The organism is Arcanobacterium urinimassiliense (assembly GCF_900119495.1).
In the GTDB taxonomy this organism is placed as follows: Bacteria; Actinomycetota; Actinomycetes; order Actinomycetales; family Actinomycetaceae; genus Arcanobacterium_A; species Arcanobacterium_A urinimassiliense.
The window spans coordinates 177380-197924 of sequence record NZ_LT632435.1 but is presented as its reverse complement, the minus strand read 5'-3'; the positions used below and the strand labels follow the sequence as shown (position 1 = coordinate 197924).

The 20545-nt window shown below is 49.3% G+C and carries 16 protein-coding genes, 1 tRNA gene and 2 pseudogenes; 8 read left to right on the top strand and 11 right to left on the bottom strand.

Annotation, left to right across the window (positions count from 1 at the left end; translation table 11 throughout):
- Nucleotides 1-53: 53 nt before the first annotated feature.
- The 4 genes from BQ7117_RS00905 to cysS form a co-directional block, all read right to left on the bottom strand.
- Nucleotides 54-1430 carry a uracil-xanthine permease family protein gene (locus BQ7117_RS00905; RefSeq protein ID WP_073995783.1) on the bottom strand — a complete coding sequence of 459 codons (1377 nt, stop codon included), beginning with the start codon at nucleotides 1428-1430 and terminating at the stop codon, nucleotides 54-56.
- Nucleotides 1431-1583: 153 nt separating this feature from the next.
- On the bottom strand, nucleotides 1584-2069 hold the full coding sequence (locus tag BQ7117_RS00900) for an ASCH domain-containing protein (RefSeq protein ID WP_073995782.1): 486 nt from the start codon (nucleotides 2067-2069) through the stop codon (nucleotides 1584-1586).
- Between the two features lie 113 nt (nucleotides 2070-2182).
- Complete coding sequence (rlmB, locus tag BQ7117_RS00895; RefSeq protein ID WP_073995781.1) at nucleotides 2183-3160, bottom strand: 23S rRNA (guanosine(2251)-2'-O)-methyltransferase RlmB; 978 nt, start codon at nucleotides 3158-3160, stop codon at nucleotides 2183-2185.
- A gap of 18 nt (nucleotides 3161-3178) precedes the next feature.
- Nucleotides 3179-4609 carry a cysteine--tRNA ligase gene (gene cysS / locus BQ7117_RS00890; RefSeq protein WP_073995780.1) on the bottom strand — a complete coding sequence of 477 codons (1431 nt, stop codon included), beginning with the start codon at nucleotides 4607-4609 and terminating at the stop codon, nucleotides 3179-3181.
- Nucleotides 4610-4808: 199 nt separating this feature from the next.
- Between cysS and BQ7117_RS00885 the strand changes: the two genes are divergently transcribed.
- Entirely contained in the window at nucleotides 4809-6212 is a 1404-nt protein-coding gene (locus tag BQ7117_RS00885) for an MFS transporter (RefSeq protein WP_237563023.1), read from the top strand.
- Between the two features lie 88 nt (nucleotides 6213-6300).
- Here BQ7117_RS00885 and ispF read toward each other — a convergent pair whose 3' ends face one another.
- The 4 genes from ispF to BQ7117_RS00865 all read right to left on the bottom strand — a co-directional run bounded on the left by ispF (nucleotide 6301) and on the right by BQ7117_RS00865 (nucleotide 9139).
- Nucleotides 6301-6786 (bottom strand): 2-C-methyl-D-erythritol 2,4-cyclodiphosphate synthase, encoded by a 486-nt coding sequence (gene ispF / locus BQ7117_RS00880; protein WP_073995779.1) that lies wholly within the window; start codon nucleotides 6784-6786, stop codon nucleotides 6301-6303.
- An 80-nt stretch (nucleotides 6787-6866) separates the two neighbouring features.
- A complete protein-coding gene (gene ispD / locus BQ7117_RS00875; RefSeq protein ID WP_073995778.1) occupies nucleotides 6867-7568 on the bottom strand; it encodes a 2-C-methyl-D-erythritol 4-phosphate cytidylyltransferase in 702 nt (233 codons plus the stop codon).
- Nucleotides 7569-7571: 3 nt separating this feature from the next.
- Nucleotides 7572-8114 carry a CarD family transcriptional regulator gene (locus tag BQ7117_RS00870; RefSeq protein WP_073995777.1) on the bottom strand — a complete coding sequence of 181 codons (543 nt, stop codon included), beginning with the start codon at nucleotides 8112-8114 and terminating at the stop codon, nucleotides 7572-7574.
- Nucleotides 8115-8398: 284 nt separating this feature from the next.
- A complete protein-coding gene (locus tag BQ7117_RS00865) occupies nucleotides 8399-9139 on the bottom strand; it encodes a phosphoglyceromutase (protein WP_073995776.1) in 741 nt (246 codons plus the stop codon).
- Between the two features lie 119 nt (nucleotides 9140-9258).
- Between BQ7117_RS00865 and BQ7117_RS00860 the strand changes: the two genes are divergently transcribed.
- Nucleotides 9259-10065, top strand: a complete 807-nt coding sequence (locus BQ7117_RS00860) for a sulfite exporter TauE/SafE family protein (RefSeq protein WP_073995775.1) — start codon at nucleotides 9259-9261, stop codon at nucleotides 10063-10065.
- Nucleotides 10066-10415: 350 nt separating this feature from the next.
- On the top strand, nucleotides 10416-13394 hold the full coding sequence (locus BQ7117_RS07600; protein WP_073995774.1) for a metallophosphoesterase family protein: 2979 nt from the start codon (nucleotides 10416-10418) through the stop codon (nucleotides 13392-13394).
- Between the two features lie 73 nt (nucleotides 13395-13467).
- Here the strand turns inward: BQ7117_RS07600 and BQ7117_RS07520 are convergent.
- The 3 genes and pseudogenes from BQ7117_RS07520 to BQ7117_RS00840 all read right to left on the bottom strand — a co-directional run.
- A pseudogene (locus BQ7117_RS07520) lies at nucleotides 13468-14657 on the bottom strand (IS3 family transposase); the annotation flags it as partial.
- 15 nt (nucleotides 14658-14672) lie between these two features.
- A pseudogene (locus BQ7117_RS07950) lies at nucleotides 14673-14810 on the bottom strand (helix-turn-helix domain-containing protein); the annotation flags it as partial.
- Between the two features lie 105 nt (nucleotides 14811-14915).
- A tRNA-Leu gene (locus BQ7117_RS00840) sits at nucleotides 14916-14999 on the bottom strand.
- Nucleotides 15000-15203: 204 nt separating this feature from the next.
- On the opposite strand from BQ7117_RS00840, the gene BQ7117_RS00835 reads away from it, so the two are divergent.
- The 5 genes from BQ7117_RS00835 to BQ7117_RS00815 are packed head-to-tail and all read left to right on the top strand — an operon-like array spanning nucleotide 15204 to nucleotide 20509.
- Nucleotides 15204-15902 carry an FhaA domain-containing protein gene (locus BQ7117_RS00835; protein ID WP_073995771.1) on the top strand — a complete coding sequence of 233 codons (699 nt, stop codon included), beginning with the start codon at nucleotides 15204-15206 and terminating at the stop codon, nucleotides 15900-15902.
- Nucleotides 15899-16378, top strand: a complete 480-nt coding sequence (locus tag BQ7117_RS00830) for an FHA domain-containing protein FhaB/FipA (RefSeq protein ID WP_073995770.1) — start codon at nucleotides 15899-15901, stop codon at nucleotides 16376-16378. Before BQ7117_RS00835 ends, BQ7117_RS00830 begins: the two co-directional genes overlap by 4 nt.
- Complete coding sequence (locus tag BQ7117_RS00825; RefSeq protein ID WP_073995769.1) at nucleotides 16378-17595, top strand: PP2C family protein-serine/threonine phosphatase; 1218 nt, start codon at nucleotides 16378-16380, stop codon at nucleotides 17593-17595. Before BQ7117_RS00830 ends, BQ7117_RS00825 begins: the two co-directional genes overlap by 1 nt.
- Nucleotides 17592-19076 (top strand): FtsW/RodA/SpoVE family cell cycle protein, encoded by a 1485-nt coding sequence (locus BQ7117_RS00820; RefSeq protein WP_073995768.1) that lies wholly within the window; start codon nucleotides 17592-17594, stop codon nucleotides 19074-19076. Before BQ7117_RS00825 ends, BQ7117_RS00820 begins: the two co-directional genes overlap by 4 nt.
- On the top strand, nucleotides 19073-20509 hold the full coding sequence (locus BQ7117_RS00815) for a peptidoglycan D,D-transpeptidase FtsI family protein (protein ID WP_073995767.1): 1437 nt from the start codon (nucleotides 19073-19075) through the stop codon (nucleotides 20507-20509). The genes BQ7117_RS00820 and BQ7117_RS00815 overlap by 4 nt, the downstream gene beginning before the upstream one ends.
- Nucleotides 20510-20545: the final 36 nt, after the last annotated feature.

Genomic DNA, 20545 nt, shown 5'->3' with positions numbered 1-20545 from the left:
TAAGAATTTTTTGCTTTATTCCTCTGTGCTTTATTCCCCTATGCCTCTATTTCTTATTCTTCTGTGGAAAAATCTCTGCGCAGTGCGCCCGGTTCTAGTTCTGCACCAGCCGGAGCAGAGGCCGGAGAAGCTGCTTCCATAGAAGTGCCGCGCCAGCGCGCGATAGCTCGCATGGTGTGGTAAATAATGATGGCAGCGAAAGAGCCGAGGGCAATTCCTTCGAATACCATATCTCCCCAGTGCAAGGTGTAGTTAGCGATTGCGAGCACCATTGCCACAGCGGCCGTATTGAGGTTCACTGGATCAGAGAAATCTACCCGATTCTGCACCCAAATTCGCACGCCCAGCATACCGATCATGCCGTAGAGAACGGTGGCCGCACCACCGAGTACTCCCGGAGGAATAGTCGCAATGAGCTGCCCAAACTTAGGCAACATAGAGAGACCAAGCGCAATCACTGCCGCCACTACGTAGGCAGCGGTAGAGTAGACGCGCGTAGCGGCCATTACCCCGATGTTCTCTGCGTAAGTGGTGGTACCGGAACCGCCGCCCGCTCCCGCAAACATAGTGGAGATACCGTCGGCAAAGAGTGCCCGCCCGGTGACGTCGTCGAGGTTTTCCCCCGTCATTGCCGAAACCGACTTTACGTGACCCACATTTTCCGCAATCAATACCAGCACTACCGGCACAAATAAGCCGAGCAGCGAGAGGTCAAAAGCTGGAGCGCGGAAAGCCGGAGCACCCAGCCAAGAGGCGTCTGCGATACCCGTGAAATCTACTTCATCGCGAATTACCGCCATAATGTATCCGGCTATTACCCCGATTAAGATGGAGAGCCGGCCAATAATTCCTTTGAACAGTACCGTGACCAGCAATACGGTAATGATTGTGGTGAGTGCGGTGATAGGCGCTTGTTTTACGTTGTTCCACGCGGCCGGCGCTAGGTTGAATCCGATTAAAGAAACGATTGCTCCGGTGACGATGGGGGGCATTAACTTATCAATCCAGTGTGCGCCCGCAAAATGTACCACTAAACCGACCAGTGCCAAAGTAGCACCGACGGCAATCACACCACCTTGAGCTAAGGCAGCTTTATCCGGATCTAGGGGCGATCCGCCGCCCGCCATATAACCGGTGACAGCACCAATCGGAGCAATTAAGGCGAAAGACGATCCCAGATAAGAGGGAAGCCGCCCGGAAGTTATCAACATAAAAAGAATGGTTCCGAATCCGGTGAAGAACAAAGTCGTCGAGGGATCGAAACCAGTCAATAGCGGGACCAGGAAGGTAGCTCCAAACATTGCCACCACGTGCTGGGCACCAATGCCGATTGTAATCGGCCAGGCCATTCGTTCATGCGGGGTAACCACTTCCCCCGGGGCTATATGCCGCCCATCTCCGTGTAGCGACCACCCAAATTTTTTCTTCATCAAAAACCTCTCCTTGGTAGTTTTGCTTCCCCGTCATCGTAATGGGAAAAAATAAAGTAACCAAAGCTAGGTACTGTTAAAGTATTCACGCGCTAAAAAGCGGCGCATGGGCGAAAAAAGTGTAAGAATTAAGTGGTGTTTTTCTTTTAGGAGTTAAGCTACATAAATCGCTTTTATATGCTCTATGAGCACCGAATCTTTTTCAGAAAATTCTCTCCCCTGCCGCTCGCATTCTGCACGGAATATTTTTCGGTATTTCTCCTGCCAGGAAGCTAAAGATTCCTCTCCCGCGGCGCGCGCAATTTCCTCCGTTATTTCCTGAAAAGGTATTTTTTCACTGCACTCATTCACCAATAGCGCGCGCGGATTTCCTCTCCCGTCACAAAGAATTGCCATATCGCCCCGTTCCGGATAGGGGACGCCTTCCATCTCATATGATGGGATATAGCTACAGAATACTTTTTTCTTTCCAGAAACTACCGCTTCCAGAAAATCATCGGCCTCCGCCTCCGTATCTCCGCCGGCAAAAGCTACCGGGCAAAGCGCAGTTAATTCCTTTTGCCCCGAAAACGCCGTATCCGGATCTAAACGTGCCGCATTTATCGCATGTACCCAGAAAGCCTCTAATTTATTTTCCATACACATCTCTCTAAATAACCTTTTACCGCAACGCCTCTTAGCTGCCTGGTGGTATGCCTTTAATTAAGCAATCACGCAACCAGACACCCAAGTAACCACGCACGCCTGCGCCGCTAACTCTGGGTACTTCCTGCTCGCCGACCATCTATTTCATATAGAGCAATACCGGTGGCCACAGCGGCATTCAGTGATTCTACCTGTGAATTTATCTCGATAGCTGCTCGCACATCACACTGCTCCGCCACTAATCTCGATAGCCCTTTCCCTTCTGCGCCCGTCACTATTACCAAAGGCATATCGGCGAGATTTACTTCTCGGAGCATGGCATCGGCTTCTCCCGTCAATCCGATTACGAAATACCCTGCTTCCTGTAAATACTGCAGCGCCCGCACTAAATTAGTTTCGCGCGCTACCGGCACATGGGCCAAAGCTCCCGCAGATACTTTCCACGCAGTCACATTCACGCCTGCCGAACGCCGCTCTGGAATCAGCACACCATCTGCATTAAAAGCAGCCGCAGAACGAATCACCGCTCCTAAATTATGCGGATCAGTCACGGAATCTAAAGCTACAATCAACCCCGGCCGCGCCTTTTCCGCACTTATATCCACTAGTTCTTGCACATCGGCATACTTATACGGCGGCACTTCTATCGCAATACCCTGATGCACAGCCTGCTCACTCATGCGATCTAGTTCGCGCCGGCTCACCTCTACAATCGGAATTCCCTGTTCGGTAGCGTGCACCGCCGCCCGCGTAATGCGCTCGTCATTTTCAAAATCGTGCACCAGAAAAAGCCGTAGATAATTAACTCCCGCTTCCACTGCCTCTAGTACCGGATTGCGCCCTACTACTAATTCGTGGTTCTTGGGAATCTGCAGAATTTTCCGCAGCTGCGCCGTCTTTGCCTTTGCCGCCTTTTCTTCTAATTCTTTCTTCCGTTTATAAGCCGGATGATACGTACGGTTTTCCGCTTTTGGCGTCGGCCCGCGGCTCTTCCGATGCCCTCGAGTCTTTCCACCGGAACCGATGGTGCTTCCCTTTTTTCTACCTTTGCGCACGGCACCGGGGCCTCCAAAATGATTAGCCATTATTTTCTGCCCTCTTCGTTATTTTCCACTGATTTTCCAATGGGCGCCCTGCGCGCTATCTTCTACCGTAATGCCAGCCGCCAGCAAAGTATCACGTAAAGAATCAGCAACTGCCCAATTCTTTTCCGCCCGCGCCGCTGCTCGCTGCGCCAGCAATCTCTGCACCAATACATCTAATGCTTCTTGATAACGCGAACTAGCCGTATCTTCCTCCCGCCACGGAGCCGCCAAAGGATCTAAGCCTAGTACATCTAGCATTGCGCGCACTTCCAGCTGGCATTTCTGCACTTCGGCAACTTTTCCGGCCGCGAGCGCATTATTGCCCACTTTCACTACTTCATGTATGACGGCGAGCGCTCCCGCCACATTTAAATCGTCATTCATCGCTGCTTGGAAATCTACTGGGAGTTGCGCAGCAGGAAGTTCGGCAATTTCTGCCCGGGCTATTTCCCCGCTCATCTCCGCAGCTCTTTTCACAAAGCCACTCAACCGCTCCCAAACTGCTGCTGCTTCCAGCAAGGTCTCTTCTGAATACGCCACCGTGGAGCGATAGTGCACCGTGCCGAGAGCCAAACGCACCAAAGCGGCCGGATATTCTTGCAAAATGCTTTCTACAAGAAGAGAATTTCCCAAAGATTTACTCATCTTCTCGCCTTTAATAGTGACCCAAGCGTTATGCATCCAGTAGCGCGCGAATTCACAACCCGCTCCGTGCGCTTGTGCTTGTTCATTTTCATGGTGTGGAAAACGCAGATCTATGCCGCCGCCGTGAATATCAAAACTTTTACCTAAGTATTTTTCACTCATAGCGGTGCACTCTAAATGCCAACCAGGGCGGGCGGCTCCCCACGGAGTTTCCCAAGCTGCACTGGCCGGTTCACCCGGTTTAGGTGCCTTCCAGAGTGCAAAATCGTAGGGAGAACGTTTATCTTCTTCTATATCGCTGGTATCTACATGTAACTCAGCCAAAGATTGGCGCGTCAGCGAGCCGTAATCAGCGAGAGAAGCTACATCAAAATACACATTCCCCGCATTTCCTGCATAGGCGTGCCCGTTTTGCATAATGCGCTGCGTAAGTGCGATCATCTCCGGAATATGTCCAGTCGCCCGCGGCTCATAGGTAGGGGGCAAGACGCCTAAGGCGTTATAGGCGGCGGTGAACTCTTTTTCATATTTATAGCCCCACGCCCACCACGGCGCTCCGGCGGCACTCGCCTTGGCTAAAATTTTATCGTCAATATCGGTCACATTGCGGATGAGGGTGACGGAGTATTCTTGACGGCGCAACCAGCGCACTAGAACGTCGAAAGCTAGCGCAGAGCGAATGTGCCCAATGTGCGGAGACCCCTGTACCGTAGCCCCACAGAGATAAATCCCCGCTTTTCCGGCCTCGAGCGGAGTGAAAGTGCGTAAAGAGCGGGATGCTGAATCATATATCTTAAAAGTCACTCTCTAAGCCTACCTTGTGGAAGGGAAGGGCGCGAAAACTTTTATGCGTGCGAGTGGCGCATAGTGCAGTAAAAATAACAGCGCGCGCCACACTCAACGCTCAGCGCGCCGCGCAGCACACGCTGCGCAACGTAAACAATTTGTAAAGAGTTTTTAAAAAACCGCGCTTTATTTAGAAATTCCACGTAGTGTAGATAGTGTGAGCGAATATATTTCTGAACAAGCAGGAAACAATGCGGAAAAAATATCTAATTCGTCTGTGAATCCGCCGTCTCCAGCTTCTAACTCTAAAAAACGTGAAAAAACTTTTACCGGCCGAGTCTGGGCGTGGGGATTTTGGGATTGGGCGTCTGCCGCTTTTAATGCCATAGTCACCACTTTCGTATTCTCGGTGTATTTAACTAATCCAAAACTTTTCGGAGAGAGCGCCAATGCCCAGCTGGGATTAGCTTTAGGAGTAGCTGGCATACTAGTGGCAATAGTTGCTCCCGCTTTGGGGCAGGCAGTAGACCGCTCTGGAAAATCAGCCACCGTGCTCAATACCACTACTCTTTTAACGGTATTTATCACGGCAGCTCTCTTCTTCGTATCTCCGAATGAAGGGCGCCTGTGGCTAGGGCTCTTCTTATTAGCTGCCGGTAATATCGCCTTTGAAACTGGGTCAGTAATTTATAACGCCATGCTGTCCGATATCTCTAATAGCAAGAATGTAGGAAAAATTTCCGGCTTCGGTTGGGGGCTAGGCTATGTGGGCGGCATAGTGCTGCTACTTATTCTCTTTGTTGGTTTCATAAATCCGGAAGTTGGCTGGTTTGGAGTAACTTCCGAAAATGGCTTAAATGTGCGGGTATCTATGCTAATAGCTGCCCTCTGGACGCTCGTATTTTCCGCACCTATCATGCTTATCGCGAAAGATAAGCCCCGGAAAAAGGGCACCGTTTCTCTGGGAATTATCGGCGCGTATAAGCAGCTTTTCCGTTCTATTAAAGAAATTTGGAAAGTCGATCGCTCGGTAGTGTGGTTCTTAATTTCTTCCGCTATCTATCGGGACGGCTTAGCAGGCGTCTTCACTTTTGGCGCCGTACTTGCCGGCACCGCCTTCGGATTCGCCGGCGGCGAAGTGATCATTTTCGGAGTCGTAGCCAACCTCGTAGCCGGTATTGCTACCATCGCTTTCGGCTACTTAGATGACATTCTCGGCGCGCGCAAAGTAATCATCATCTCCGTCACCTCGATGGTGCTAATGGGCATGATGGTATTTATCGGCCATGCCGGAATTATGGGTTTAAGCGCTAAGCAAATCTATTGGATCTTCGGGCTGGGACTCTGCGTATTCGTAGGCCCGACCCAATCTGCTTCCCGTACCTATCTGGCACGTATCGCGCCGAAAGGCACCGAGGGAGAAATCTTTGGACTTTACGCCACTACTGGGCGCGCGGTTTCCTTCCTTTCTCCCTTTATGTACTCCACTGCGATCACTATCGGTGCAGCCATCACGGGCAACTCTTTAGCTGATACTGCTTATTTCGGAATTCTTGGTATTGCTTTAGTGCTACTAGTAGGGCTGGTATCTTTCCTGCCGGTAAAGAATCAAGAAGTCTAATTTGCGTGCTTCCGGCAGGTTTGCTTACTTAACAGCAGATTTACTTACTTGCCAGCAGGTAAACTTACTTGCTAGCAGGTAACTAGCACTACGCGCGGTAGATGAGAGCCGTAGCTATCGCTGCGAGCCCTTCTGCTCTACCGGTAAATCCTAAATGGTCGGTAGTAGTGGCAGTAATACTCACTGGCGCGCCCACTATTTCCTGCAACTTTTGCTCTGCCTCCGCTTTACGCGGAGCAAAACGCGGGCGTTCACCGATAATCTGAATACTGATATTTTGCACCTGCCAACCGGCCTGCCGCAGAATACGCAGCGTTTCTGCTAAGAGAGCTGCTCCCGCAGCGTTTTTCCACTCCGGGCGAGAGGTGCCAAAGACGCTTCCTAAATCTCCGCAGCCACTGGCACTTAAAAGTGCATCACAAGCCGCATGGGCAGCTACATCGGCATCGGAATGCCCAGCTAAAGCTATTTCATCAGGCCACTCTAAAGCTGCTAAATGAAGAGGTGTCTTTTTATCTGCTCGATACGCATGCGCATCTACACCGATGCCTACGCGCATATCTGCTATTTCCATCTTGCCTCTATCCCGCTATCTATTTTTAAACTGGCTGATATTTATCTCTAGCCTAGCTAGCCTTATCACCGAATCGATTCCTATTTATTATCTCCACCTAAGCTGGCCATTAACTCAGCCACCGCCAAATCAAAAGGAGTAGTTATTTTTAAGGATTCGGGAGCTCCCGGCACCATTACTACTCGCTCACCTAGCTCTTCTAAAAGCAAGCTATCGTCAGAGGCACTGGAATCACCCAGTGCTTGCCGGCGGGCGTGCGCCTGCCGCAGCAAATCTACCTGAAAACCTTGGGGAGTTTGCACCGCGCGCAATTGAGAACGCTCTAAAGTGGCAGCTACTATCTCTTGCCCAGCCGCTTCTCCCGCCAACGCCTGCTTAATCGTATCCACCACTGGTAGCACCGGAATTACTCCGGGCGCACCCGCTCGCAAGGCCGCCAACACCCTATTTATTACTGAAACTGGCGTAAGCGGGCGCGCTGCATCGTGAATAAGTACTAGCTCACTTTCTATCTCGGCAAGAGCGCGCGCTACTGATTCTTGGCGAGTAGCTCCCCCTACCACTATCGAAATATTTTCTCCGCAGCCAGCTAAAGTTTTTTGAAAATCTGCCATAAAATTAGCGGGTGCCGCTACAGTGATATGCGAAATCCCTGCCTCTTGCATACGCAATATCGCCCACACTATTAACGGTTTTCCCGCCAAAGGTACTAAGGCTTTCGGAATATCGGCTCCCAGCCGACTCCCTGAACCAGCTCCCGGTATTATTCCGGCGACGTCCATAGACTACTCAGCAGATTCTGCAGATTCCGCAGACTCAGAAGATTCTGCCGATTCTTCTGCCGGCGCGAATCCCATTATTTCATCTAGCAAAATATCTGCTTCGTTGCCGTCTAAGCCACGCGCTAAGGCCACTTCCGAGCCAAGAATTTCCCGCGCTTGCGTAAGCATCCGTTTTTCACCGGCAGAAAGCCCGCGATCATGATCGCGGCGCGTCAAATCTCGCACTACTTCTGCCACTTTATTTACATCTCCAGAAGTGAGTTTTTCGCCATTCGCCTTATATCGGCGCGACCAGTTAGATGGCTCTTCTACATCTTCTTCCCGCAAAACATCAAATACCCGTTCCAACTCTTCATCATTGGATACTTCGCGTACGCCCACTTCTGCTAAAGAATCTTCTGGCACCTGGATTACTAAATCACCATTTAGAATCCGCAGCTTCAAATACATTCTCTTTTTACCGCGAAAATTCTTTTCCGAAATCTCCTCGATACAAGCTGCTCCATGGTGTGGATAGATTACAGTGTCGCCGGTTTTGAATTTCATTATTTGCTTCGCTCTTTCCCTCGCTAGGCCTCTATTCTACCAAAAGCAGACCCTTAAGGCAGGGGCGTAATCTTATTCACTTACCAAGTTGTAACCGAAACCGCGCCCTTCTCTGCAGTGCCGAGGTTAAGCTGGGAGTTCTGTAATTCTGGCGCGAGCCGTTTTCCTAAAAGAGCTAGATATTTCAGATAAAAACGCGATTTCATTTCAAAAAATGAGGCGGGCAGCTAGCTGCCCGCCTCACCGTCAAATCGGAAAATTTAGATTTCCCGCATCAGTTACTGCTATTTTCCTTGATTAGCTACTGCTTCAATAGCTGCCTTAGCTGCTTCCGGATCCAAATAGGTACCGCCAGCTTTTATCGGCTGGAGCGTATCTTCATCCAGCTCGTAGTAAAGCGGAATTCCGGTAGGAATATTTAGAGCAGAAATTTCATCATCGGAGATATTATCCAGATGCTTCACAATTGCCCGCAAGGAATTCCCGTGCGCCGCAATCATCACCGTCTTACCGGACTTGAGATCTGGCACAATTGCCTCTTCCCAATACGGAAGCAAGCGCGCAAGCACGTCTTTCAAGCACTCCGTAGCTGGAATCGGCTCTCCGGCATAGCGCACATCCTGATCCTGGGAAAATTCCGAACCAGCCGCAATCTCTGGCGGCGGCACATCATAAGAACGCCGCCATTGCATAAACTGCTCTTCTCCGTACTCTTCCCGGATCTCTTTCTTGTTCTTACCCTGGAGAGCTCCGTAATGCCGCTCGTTAAGCCGCCAATTTCTCCGCACCGGAATCCAGTGCCGATCTGCCGCGTTCAAGGCCAGATTAGCGGTGGAAATCGCCCGCCGCAGCAAGGAGGTGTGCAAAATATCCGGCAGAATACCTGCCTCTTTCAGCAATTTACCTCCGTGTACGGCTTCTTTTTCACCCTGCTCGGAAAGAGCTACATCCACCCAGCCGGTGAAAAGATTTTTTGCGTTCCACTCACTCTGCCCGTGGCGCATCAAAATCAATTTATACGTCATATTTTTCCCTCATCTCGAATATTTTTCGGGAATGCGCAAAGCGCACCATCTCCATACTAGCAATTTCTTCTCCCTCACATCCACAGCGGCACTACTAAGAAGCCATTAAGCTGGAGACTATGGTTCTTTTAGCTGCCGGCATCGGCATATTTATCGGTCTCGTGGTAGGAGCACTCGGAGCGGGAGGTGGAATTCTCTCAATCCCAGTACTCATCTACTTACTTTCCCAATCTCCTCACGCCGCCGCCGCTGAATCGCTCATTATCGTGGGGCTCACGTCTTTCGTAGCTTTATTGACGCGCCGCGAGCAAGTGCGCTGGCGCGAAGGCCTCAGCTTCGGTTTCTTGACGCTGCTCGGAGCAGTAGCCGGAGCGCGCCTTAATCTACTAATCTCCAGCCAGATTTTGCTTTACAGTTTTTCACTACTCTTAATAGTGATTGCCATAGTGATGCTGCGCCGAGCTCAAACAATGCGCCGCACCGAAAGAACCACACCAACCACGAAAAACTCAAAAAGCGCACCAGCTACTGCTACTCATCCTGCACCGCGCCGGCCTCTGTACATCGTCTTTCTTGCCGCTACCGGCACCGGACTACTCACCGGCTTTTTCGGAATCGGCGGCGGCGTAGTAGTGGTGCCAATTCTAATTTTTTCTTTAGGCTTTCCCATGCCTACTGCTACCGCTACTTCTTTACTCGTAATGGTAATTACTTCCGCACTCGGGTTAGCAGGCCGCCTCGGTACTAATTTAAGCCTGGATATCCCTCTTACCCTTATTTTCGCCGCTGGCTCTATGCTAGGAGGGATTTTCGGAGGAAGAATCACCAAATCGCTCCGAGATTCCACTCTCACCTACAGCTTCAGTGCCTTATTATTTACAATTAGCGTTTTTATTTTTGTATCTACCACTCTCCAGTTATCTTAAATACTTAAAATTTCTAATAATGCAGTGGCTACAGTAGTTACGATGTTAGATGTTTATTACATTAAATGTCGTTACAAAGCAGTTATTAGAGTGAATTTTACTTTGATTTTACATTTTTCACACACTTACTAAGCATAAGTGACATATACTAGGTACAAGTAATTTGCGTGACACCTCTACTTTGCCGGTATCAACGAAGTACCGATCGAGTAGAGGCAGATTTACTTAAATGGCTCCGGTTAGCGAAAATCTCCCAATGTGGGGAGATAGGCTTTACGCTTTTCGCTAACTACTTTCCATTACTAAAAATAAGCGCATTAAAAAAGAATAGAGAGAGATTAGGAATAGTAATGTCTAGATGGAAAATTGCCTTCTCTAGTGCAGCAGTGCTTTCACTTGCTACTGCCGCGCTAGTGCCTAGTGCAGCATTTGCAGAAGCGCCCTCCGCAGATAAAATATCTGTAATTTCCCTTTCCGATACGCATGTACTGGAGCACAGCCTAATTGCTGACACTCCAGAATATGCGAAGGTTCTTGATTCAGATCGCAAACTTATCACTGAATCAGAAGCAATTTATAACGCCGCCGTAAATCGGGTAATTAAAGAAAAGCCCAATGTAGTACTTATATCCGGCGATCTTACGAAAGACGGCGAGCAGGAAAGTCATAAAGTAGTGGCAGCTGGTTTAGCAAAAATAAAGCAAGCTTTACCAGGCAGCGAAGTGTACGTTATCAATGGTAATCACGATATAAACAACAAGCATGGCGTAAGTTTCTCTAATGAAACTGCCACCCCCACCACTGCTAAAGATTTCCAAGAAATTTACAAGGATATCTACAATGACGATTCAGTAATTGAGCGCTTTGAATCGCCCGGAAGTGCCCCCGGGCCAGATGTGGCTGGTGAACTTTCCTATGTGGCTCGCCCCGCCCCGGGATACACCATCATTGCTGTAGATTCTGGAAAGTACTTACCGGAGAATGAAGTTTCTGGAGCTATCGATAAGAAGCTGCAGACCTGGATCACTCAACAAGCTAAAACTGCGAAGGATCGCGGCGACGTCGTAATAGCTTTCGGCCATCATGGCTGGGTGCCTCATTTCTCAGCACAGCCAAAAGTACTGCCTATGTATTTAATAGATAACTACAAGTCAGTGGCCACAAACCTAGCAAATGCAGGAATAAATTATGTATTTACGGGTCATGCACACACTAATGACGTATCGGAAATGACGACGAAGGCTGGAAACCGCCTCGTAGATATTGAAACTGGTTCTTTGCTCACCTATCCGAATCCCATGCGGCAAGTGGATATCACGCGTAGCACCACGGACGGAAGCAAGGTGGAGAGTACTTTAACCGGAAAAGTATTCATGGAAGATACCGGGCTGACCAATATCAGTTTCACAGATGTAAAAGGAAAAACCCAGACAATTCCAAATCTGACTGAGTATGCGAAAAATAGCCCGCAAAATCGGATTTCTAAAGAATTAGTAAGTACTTTCGCTATTTCTTTCCTCAACAAGCACGCAGCTGGAATTAAAGCAGCCGGCGGGCTCGAGCAATATCTGAATATCGTGAAGCCCATGAATATGAGCGGCACTGATCTTAAGACTATGGCGTTCGCCTTATTAAAGGGACAGCTAGAAAAGGTTGATACTTCGACATTGCTAGACGGGCAATTGAAGTTTATTGATCTCCATTCAGAAGCTGCGGAATACATAGTAGATGGACTCATTAAAGGCATTGATCGCGCCACCGCGAACGGGAAGATAGATGCCGATACGGAGAAAGCTATTACGAATTTCATTAACAAGGTAATGACGACGAAATTAGCTCTAGACGAAAACAACTATGAAAAGACCGTAGAAGATTTTGCTACTGCGGTTTATCAGTTGAATCTGCGCGGAGATGAAAATGAAAAAGTCGCCGAAATGCCTGCTTGGTTCAAGGAAGTAAAAGATAACGCCCAAAATAGTACGGTCATAAAGAAAATAGTTAAAACGGCTATAGATGGGGATAATCTCTATCCGGTAATTCAGGCACTTGGTAAAAATATCCAGATGAATGAGCTTACCAATATCAAAGCCTATGACACCACTAATAAGCAGACTCTCCCTTATCGAGAAGGTACTCAGCCACTTATTACCTTCAATGAAGCACCTGGAAAGGTGAATCTGGCTGGCTTCCCGATAAATCTTTCCAAGTTACTGCCGAAGTTAGTAAATGATAATGGTTGGGTATATCAAACTCTCACTGGTACTCTCGATAAATTGCCTTATGCAGTAATGGGCATTGATATGCCTAATATGACGGGCAATATTCTCTCTGGAATCCTCAATAAAGCATTGATGGGAGATCCCAAGGCGAAGAATGAGCAAGGGCAACCCGCTCCTACCCCCAGTCTTTTTGACGAAGGGCAAATGGGCTTCCTCCTTACCAGCAAGCTCAGAGATGTAATCAATTCTATGAGCAGCGATGAAGATAATGTACCCGATAGCAATATCTCTTATAAGACTGAGCACAAGCTGCCTGAGTCAGAAGTTACTTTAAGTGCGCCAGTAAAGGCGGAAAATGGAAGCGTAACTATAACTGCTGAAGTAAAGGCGAATGCAGGAGTAGCTGGTGCTGCGAACGATAACCGGACAGCGATTGGAACAGTACAGTTCTACATCGAACAAGCTGCATCCAATGCTCCCGCAGCGCTACAAAGCAGGGCTGCAGCTAATGCTCCAGCGGCATTACAAAGCGGAACTGCTCTCGGCGCTCCAGTAGCATTAGAAAACGGAAAAGCACAGTTGCAACTTACAAAAGAAGAAGCAGAAGCCAATTCTGAAGCTAAAGTAACTGCACGCTACCTTTCCACCTCTATAATGGATGCTATTTCTAGTTCAGCTGTTTCACAGCCAGTGACCTTGCCGAAGGCAGAGAAGAAGGATCCAGAGCCGGAGCCGAATCCGAATCCGAACCCGAATCCGAACCCGGATCCAAACCCGAATCCGAACCCGAATCCAAATCCAAATCCGAATCCAAATCCAAATCCGAACCCGGATCCAAATCCAAATCCGAACCCGGATCCAAATCCAAATCCGAACCCGGATCCGCAACCTCAACCCCAGCCTCAACCTCAGCCAAACCCAGATAATCAATCTGGCTCCCAGGCTGGTACCCAGAGCGATAAGATGCAGCCTGGCGCTTCCAACAATGCTAAATCTGGTTTAGCAAAGACTGGCGTAGCTTTGACTGGTCTGCTCTCTCTCGGCTTGTTGACAGCTGGACTTGGTACTGGCATCACCCGCTATCAGCGGAAAAGAGAAAATGCCGAATAAAATAATCAAGTAAATTAACACTGCACCCCCCAGAAAAATTGAACTAGCCCCCGAAAGTTGGACTGGTTTAATTCTAGGCGGTTAGGGGTTCAAGGGCCTGATTCCGATATTGCATTGGGGTTAGGCCCTTGAGTCGTTGTTGGATGCGTTCGGTGTTGTACCACTGGATGTACTCGTCGATTGCTTGATTGAACTCTGCGATGGTGTTGAAGACTTCACCGTGATACATCTCGGTCTTCAAGTGTCCGAAGAAGTTCTCGATGATTGCATTGTCGTAACAATTACCTTTTCGTGACATTGACTGAACACCACCGTTGTCATGAATCAAATTCCGCCAGGACGAGTGCTGGTACTGGAAGCCTTGGTCGGTGTGAATCATCCAGCCAGACTCAGGTGCACAAGCGGTAATCGCCTTGGTCAAGGAATCAGCGGTAAAGGCGGTCGACGGCGATGTAGCCACAGTGTGGGCAACGATTGAGCGGTCGAACAGATCCATCACTGGTGACAGATACACCTTGCGGCCTGCAACTCTGAACTCGGTGACATCGCTTGCAAAGGTGGTGTTTGGGGTATCCGGGGTGAAGTTTCGCTCAAGTTTGTTCTCAGCGATATGACTGATGGTGCCGGCATAGGAAACATAGGGCCTGCGTTGACGGATTTTGGCTCGAAGACCCATTTCACGCATGAGTTTAAAGACAAGTTTGTGGTTGACCACCCAGCCCTGGTTACGCAGGTCCAACAAGACTCGCCGGTATCCGTAGCGGTGTTTATTGCGCTCGAAGCTTTCTCGAATCGCGTCCTTAAGTACAGCATGTTTATCCGGATTATTGAGTCGTTTCTGGTGGTAAAAGAACGTCGATCGTGGCATACTTGCCGCGTCCAAGAGATACTCCAGACGGTGGTGTGACTTGAGGATGACAATCGCCTGGACTTTCAGGCGTGTCCCTGATTCCTCAAGTCCCGCAATTTTTTTAGATAGGCGTTTTCCGCTTCCAACCGCGCGATCTGGCGGCGTAGCTTGTCTTCTTCCTTGAGCGCCTTTGGCTTACTAGATCCTTTGGGCCTGCCTTTTGGCTTTGGCTTTAACGCCTCATCTCCATCGTCGCGCCACGCGCGAACCCACGCTTTAACGAGATCGTCAGAGGACAAACTGAACTCGCGGGCAAGATCCATCTTCGTTTCACCCGCGAGATAGCGTTCGACGACTTCCTTTTTAATCTCGAACGAGTACTGTTGCTTTGTCGGTTTCTGCACAAGACACAGCCTGCCATGCAGATGAAACCGACGATAGAGGCTACGGACGGCGTGTCTGGAGACCCCAAGAACACTGGCAGCAGCTCCATAGCCCATGCCCTGCTCAAAAAGATCTATCAACTGTTCACGCTGACTTTCACTCAGCGAACTTCGTGCTCTCAATGAAAACTGCTCCCCACTAGACGGTAACTCATTTCTCAGTCCAACTAATGGGGAGCAGTTCAAATCTGGGGGGTGCAATGTTATTAAGAATATTTAATTTAATAGTGCTCGAGGGGGGAGTTGAACCCCCATGCCCGTAAGGGCACACGGACCTGAACCGTGCGCGTCTGCCTATTCCGCCACTCGAGCCAAAGCAACGAACGCTAGTAGCTTACACGTCTAATAGGAGCTTATTCAAATAATAATTCTGCATCTACTCCGTGATACACGCCACCAGCATCTATTTTATTATTTTTCTCAGCATCTGCTTCTCCGCATTAGAAACGGCTATGATTTATACTATGATATCCGGCAAATGCCGTACCAGCAGAGAAGCAATTTAAGGAGCTGTCCATGGGAGCTTTCGATAAATTTGAAAAGCATATGGAAAATGTAGTGGATAATGTATTTTCCCGCGCTTTCCGCTCCGATTTACAGCCCGTCGAATTAGCCACTGGTATTAAAAAATCGATGGACGATCAAGCCACTGCTCTTACCCGCGAGCGCACTATCGTGCCCAATCATTTTCTAATTGCCATTTCCGAGCATGACTTTGGCAAATTAGCCGAATGGGGAGAATCGGAGTTAGTAGAAGAGCTAGTGCGCACCGCCGAAGATTATGCCCGCGAGCAGCGTTATACCTTCCTCGGGCCGCTAGAAATTTCCTTCCAGAAAAGCAATGATTTGCCGATTGGAAAAATCACCGTTTCCGGCAGTTCCCGCCGTGGAGCCGTCGCTCCCGCCACGGTACCCACCCGTAATGCCGAAGATCCAATCATTGAAATTGGCGAAGAACGCTACGTCCTCACCGGGCCGGTTACTATTATCGGGCGGGGCTCAAAATGCGATATCACAGTAGATGATCCGGGAGTTTCCCGGCAACATCTAGAGATAAGAGTTACTCCGCGCGGAGTGATTGCGCGCGATTTAAATACCACTAACGGCTCTTTCGTAGAAGGTCATCGCATTACAGCTGCCACGCTGGTAGATGGGAACACTATTACTATCGGGCGTACGCGCATTATGTATTGGGCGAGTTCGGAGCCAGCATGAGCACTCTTTTTATCACTTTATTACGTTTTGGTTTTCTCCTTCTGCTTTGGGCATTCGTACTCTTAGTGGTGAGAACGGTACGTAATGATGTCTTTGGTACGCAGGTAAAATCGCGCGCCAGTTTTTTCCCGGCCCCGAAATCAAAAAATCGCCGCCGCCCCGCGCGAAAAAGCTCTAATGCTCCCGAAACTAGCGGCAGTCTGGTAGTTACAGCCGGGCCGCTCGCCGGTACAGTACTTCCCTTTGGTAATTCCACTATTTCCGTAGGCCGATCACCTGATTCGGCTCTGGTGCTGGACGACGGCTTTGCCTCTGCTCGGCATGCCCGCTTCTATCGCACAGAAGGAAAATACTACGTAGAAGATTTGAACTCTACTAACGGCACTTGGGTAGGGAAAAAGAGAATTAGTACGCCTACTGAACTACAGGCCGGTGTGCCAATCACTATTGGCAAGACGGTATTGGAGTTGCGCTAATGGCAATAAAATTTCTGTATGCAGCTTATTCGGATATTGGTTTGATTAGAAAATCTAACCAAGATTCTGGCTATGCTTCAGAAAATTTACTGGTAGTGGCAGACGGCATGGGCGGAGCTGCCGCTGGAGATATCGCCTCCTCCGTCACCGTCGCCCATCTCTCCTTAAACGATGACGTATACCCAGCCGACGATCTTTTGCGGCGCCTACGCAATTCACTCCAAGACGCCCACGAAGATTTAATTATGCGCACGGCAGTGGATTCTTCGCTTTCCGGAATGGGTACTACCTGCGTAGCAATTCTTCGCTCAGGAAATAAACTCGCCATGGTACATATTGGCGATTCCCGCGCTTACTTATTGCGAAAAGAAAAACTGACACAAGTGACCCATGACCACACTCTTGTGCAGTACCTGGTGGATAGAGGAAAATTGACACCAGAAGAAGCTCGCCATCACCCCAAGCGCAATGTAATTATGCGAGCACTCGGCGATAGTCCAGAAGAACTCGAATTAGATGAATCACTGCGCGAAGCAAAAGTAGGAGATAGATGGCTGCTCTGCTCCGACGGTCTATTCGGAGTCGTTTCTGAAGAAATGCTGCAATCCACGCTTAGTTCCTACAGTGATCCTGATGAATGTGCCCAACATTTAGTGAGCTTAGCTTTGGCCGGAGGAGCCCCGGATAACGTCACCGTAATTATCGCCGATGTTGTAGATACCGAAACTGCTGATACTCTCCCGCAGAAACCCCTCATAGTGGGAGCTGCTTGTGCGAATCCAGTGCAGGTGCAGCGCAATCCAGCCTCCGCAGCAGAAAAAGCACTCAGTTTACTCGACAATCCTTCCCCCGCTCTACCTACTAATCCACCTAAACGCCCGCGGCGCGCGCGTATTGCGGCTCTAGTCGGCGCGCTATTAGTTTTAGGTGGTGGGAGTGGCGCCGGATATATGTGGACGCAGAGTCAATATTTTGTAGCTCCGGCCGGCGAGTATGTGGCTATCTATAAAGGGATTCCCCAAAAAGTAGGGCCGCTTCATTTGAGCTCTCTCCACACCAAGACTTCTTTACGTCTGGATTCACTTTCTCCCGTAGTCCAAAATCGGCTCCAGACCCCTATTACACGTTCTTCTCTTCCCGAAGCTCAAACGGTGGTAGCTAATCTATATAAAAACATGCAAGATTCTCCCGCCGCAAAACCGGGAGGCGATAAATGAGTGTAATTGCCCAGCGGCCGGCCCGCTCTGGAAGAATTCCAGAGTTCGGGCTACTTCTGTTGGCTTTTGCTATCTCTTTGACAGCGTGGCTGCTAGTGACACAAGGAACTACAGACGCTGCTTCTTCCCCGTGGTCCGGAAATTTTATTCTCGGAGCTAGCATCACTGCATTGGGGCTCTTCGCCGCTCATCTCCTCATCAGGAAATTAGCTCCGTGGGCAGATCCCATAATTTTCCCGGTAGCAGTGGCACTAAACGGTATCGGCCTCGCGATGATTCACCGTATTGATTACGATTTACCCGGCCATGCCGAAGTCGGAAGTCAGTTAATACTGACGGGTGGGGGAATTATCCTCATGCTGCTAACGCTGTTTTTCCTGCGCGATCACCGCCGGTTGCGGCAATTCACTTACACTTCGCTTTTACTCGGAATTGCCCTGCTATTATTGCCGCTCACTCCGGGAATCGGTAAAGAAATTTACGGAGCTCGGCTCTGGATTTCTCTGGCCGGTTTTAGCTTCCAGCCCGCCGAATTAGCAAAAATCTGCTTCGTGATATTTTTTGCCGGATATTTAGTGGTACAGCGCGATAACCTAGCTCTAGCTGGGAAAAAATTATTTGGACTCCAGTTTCCACAACTTCGCCACGCCGCCCCAATTCTAGTTGCGTGGCTGGCCGGGCTAGCAATTCTGGCTTTTGAAAAAGATTTCGGCACGGCGCTGCTGTTCTTTGGCTTATTCGTAGCTATGCTCTACCTCGCCACCGAGCGAATTTCTTGGATTGTAATTGGTGGATTACTCTCCAGCATCGGAGTTTGGTTCATCATTCAAATCATGCCGCATATCCAAGCGCGCATCACCGTCTGGCTCCACGCTTTTGACCAGCAAGTATACGATTCTCCTTACGGTTCCTATCAACTAGTCCAAGGCTGGTTTGGTTTGGCCTCTGGTGGTTTACTCGGCACTGGTTGGGGAAAAGGCTATCCGACTATGTCTTTCGCCTCTAATTCTGATTTTATAATTGCTTCTTTAGGGGAAGAACTAGGACTAGTTGGTTTAATAGCTATTCTCTGTCTTTACTTACTCTTTATTTTCCGCGCTTTCAATATCGGCCTTCATCTGCGCGACGGTTTCGGGAAACTTCTCGCTGGCGGTTTTGGCTTCGCCATCGCCTTGCAATGCTTTGTAGTCGTCGGAGGAGTGACGCGCGTAATTCCCCTCACCGGCTTGGCTATGCCGTTTCTGGCTTTAGGTGGTTCGGCACTTATTTCCAATTGGATAATAGTAGGAATTTTACTGCGTATGTCTAGCGATGCGCGCCGCCCCTATAAGCCCGCCACTACGCCACTTTCCCAGTTAAATACTTCAGATTTAACTCCTCTCCTGGAAAAGAATGACGACGCCGCAGATGGAGTTAATGTTGATTCCGCCGCGGATTCCCCCGATACAGATTCACACCCGACGGAGGTGGTACACCTATGAATCCACCTTTACGGAAACTCTCTCTCACCGTCATCGTCATGTTTGTGACGCTTATGCTGGCGGCGACCTATATCCAATTCTTTCGCGCCGATGCACTCAACGCCGATACCCGCAATGCTCGTACTCTCTATAAAGAATTCGGTACCGAACGTGGGCCAATTATCGTAGCTGGAGATGCGATAGCTAGCTCTACCCCTACTGAGGGCATCTATAAGTATCAGCGTAATTATCCGGCAGGAGATCTCTACAGCCATATCACTGGCTATTTCTCCGTCACGCACAACTCGATGACCGGACTAGAGAAATACGGTAATTCGGTATTGGGAGGTTCCGATTCTTCGCTGTGGGCGCAGCGCATTGAAGATTTATTTACCGGCGCCCAGCCGCAAGGAGGAGCTTTAGCTCTCACTATCGATCCTGCCGCGCAAAAAGCTGCCTATGAGGCACTAGCGGGGCGCCGCGGCGCCGTCGTAGCTATCGATCCGCAGAGCGGAAAAATTCTCGCTTTACTCTCTTCACCAGCTTTCGATCCAAATGGGATAGCCACCCAAGATAAGAAAGCAGCTGAGCAGTACTGGGAAGAAATATCGGCTCAAAGCGATAAACCACTTTTAAATCGAGCTTTAGGTGATGACCTCTACCCGCCGGGGTCAATTTTTAAAGTAATTACCGCCGCAGCTCTCCTCGAAGAAGGTGCTTCTCCGGAGTCTGTGATAGATGCTCCCACCACGTGGACACTTCCAGAAACTAATTCTGTGGTGCATAATACCGGTGGGGCCTGTGGAGATGGCTCCGGGAAGGCTTCTTTGCGCACCGCTTTAGTGGAGTCTTGCAATACGGCTTTCGCTATTGCTGGCGCTAATTTAGGGGCAGAAAAACTCATAGCGACGGCCGAAAAATTTGGTTTCCATAAAGATTTAACTACGCCACTTCCGGTGCGCCCTTCCCGGTTACCGAAGCCAGCCAGTAAAGCCGCTTTAGCTATGGATGCTTTTGGCCAGCAAGATGTGCAGGTCAGTCCCCTCCAGATGGCCTTAGTGGCCGCGACAATTGCAAATAACGGTGAAATGATGCAGCCGTATTTAATCGACAAAGTATTAAGTGCGGATTTTGCACCCGTATCCCAAACTTCTCCCACCGTGCTGGCTTCTCCGATTTCTTCCGCCACTGCCCAGTATCTTTCTTCAATGATGCAGGATGCGGTAGAAAAAAATTACGGAGCACGTGTACAGGTACCTGGCATTAAGATGGCAGGGAAAACGGGAACGGCAGAAGTGGGCGGAGCTAAAGCTCCACACGCCTGGTTTATTGGTTTCGAAGCAGCAGAAAATTCACGGGTAGCGGTAGCCGTATTTATTGAGAACGGCGGCTATGGAATTGAATCAGCTGCTCCAGTAGCAAAAGCAGTGATGAATGCGGTGGTGAATAAATGAATTTTGTAATCCAATCGCAACTTCTCCAAGCAGATA

Excerpts from the sequence above, each read along its gene's own strand:
- BQ7117_RS00905 (WP_073995783.1), bottom strand. The coding sequence starts at position 1,430 with ATGAAGAAAAAATTTGGGTGGTCGCTACACGGAGATGGGCGGCATATA.
- BQ7117_RS00860 (WP_073995775.1), top strand. The coding sequence starts at position 9,259 with ATGGTTCTTTTAGCTGCCGGCATCGGCATATTTATCGGTCTCGTGGTA.
- BQ7117_RS00825 (WP_073995769.1), top strand. The coding sequence starts at position 16,378 with ATGGCAATAAAATTTCTGTATGCAGCTTATTCGGATATTGGTTTGATT.
- BQ7117_RS00870 (WP_073995777.1), bottom strand. The coding sequence starts at position 8,114 with ATGAAATTCAAAACCGGCGACACTGTAATCTATCCACACCATGGAGCA.
- BQ7117_RS00835 (WP_073995771.1), top strand. The coding sequence starts at position 15,204 with ATGGGAGCTTTCGATAAATTTGAAAAGCATATGGAAAATGTAGTGGAT.
- BQ7117_RS00900 (WP_073995782.1), bottom strand. The coding sequence starts at position 2,069 with ATGGAAAATAAATTAGAGGCTTTCTGGGTACATGCGATAAATGCGGCA.
- ispF (WP_073995779.1), bottom strand. The coding sequence starts at position 6,786 with ATGGAAATAGCAGATATGCGCGTAGGCATCGGTGTAGATGCGCATGCG.
- ispD (WP_073995778.1), bottom strand. The coding sequence starts at position 7,568 with ATGGACGTCGCCGGAATAATACCGGGAGCTGGTTCAGGGAGTCGGCTG.
- rlmB (WP_073995781.1), bottom strand. The coding sequence starts at position 3,160 with ATGGCTAATCATTTTGGAGGCCCCGGTGCCGTGCGCAAAGGTAGAAAA.
- BQ7117_RS00820 (WP_073995768.1), top strand. The coding sequence starts at position 17,592 with ATGAGTGTAATTGCCCAGCGGCCGGCCCGCTCTGGAAGAATTCCAGAG.
- BQ7117_RS00830 (WP_073995770.1), top strand. The coding sequence starts at position 15,899 with ATGAGCACTCTTTTTATCACTTTATTACGTTTTGGTTTTCTCCTTCTG.
- BQ7117_RS00865 (WP_073995776.1), bottom strand. The coding sequence starts at position 9,139 with ATGACGTATAAATTGATTTTGATGCGCCACGGGCAGAGTGAGTGGAAC.
- BQ7117_RS07600 (WP_073995774.1), top strand. The coding sequence starts at position 10,416 with ATGTCTAGATGGAAAATTGCCTTCTCTAGTGCAGCAGTGCTTTCACTT.
- BQ7117_RS00815 (WP_073995767.1), top strand. The coding sequence starts at position 19,073 with ATGAATCCACCTTTACGGAAACTCTCTCTCACCGTCATCGTCATGTTT.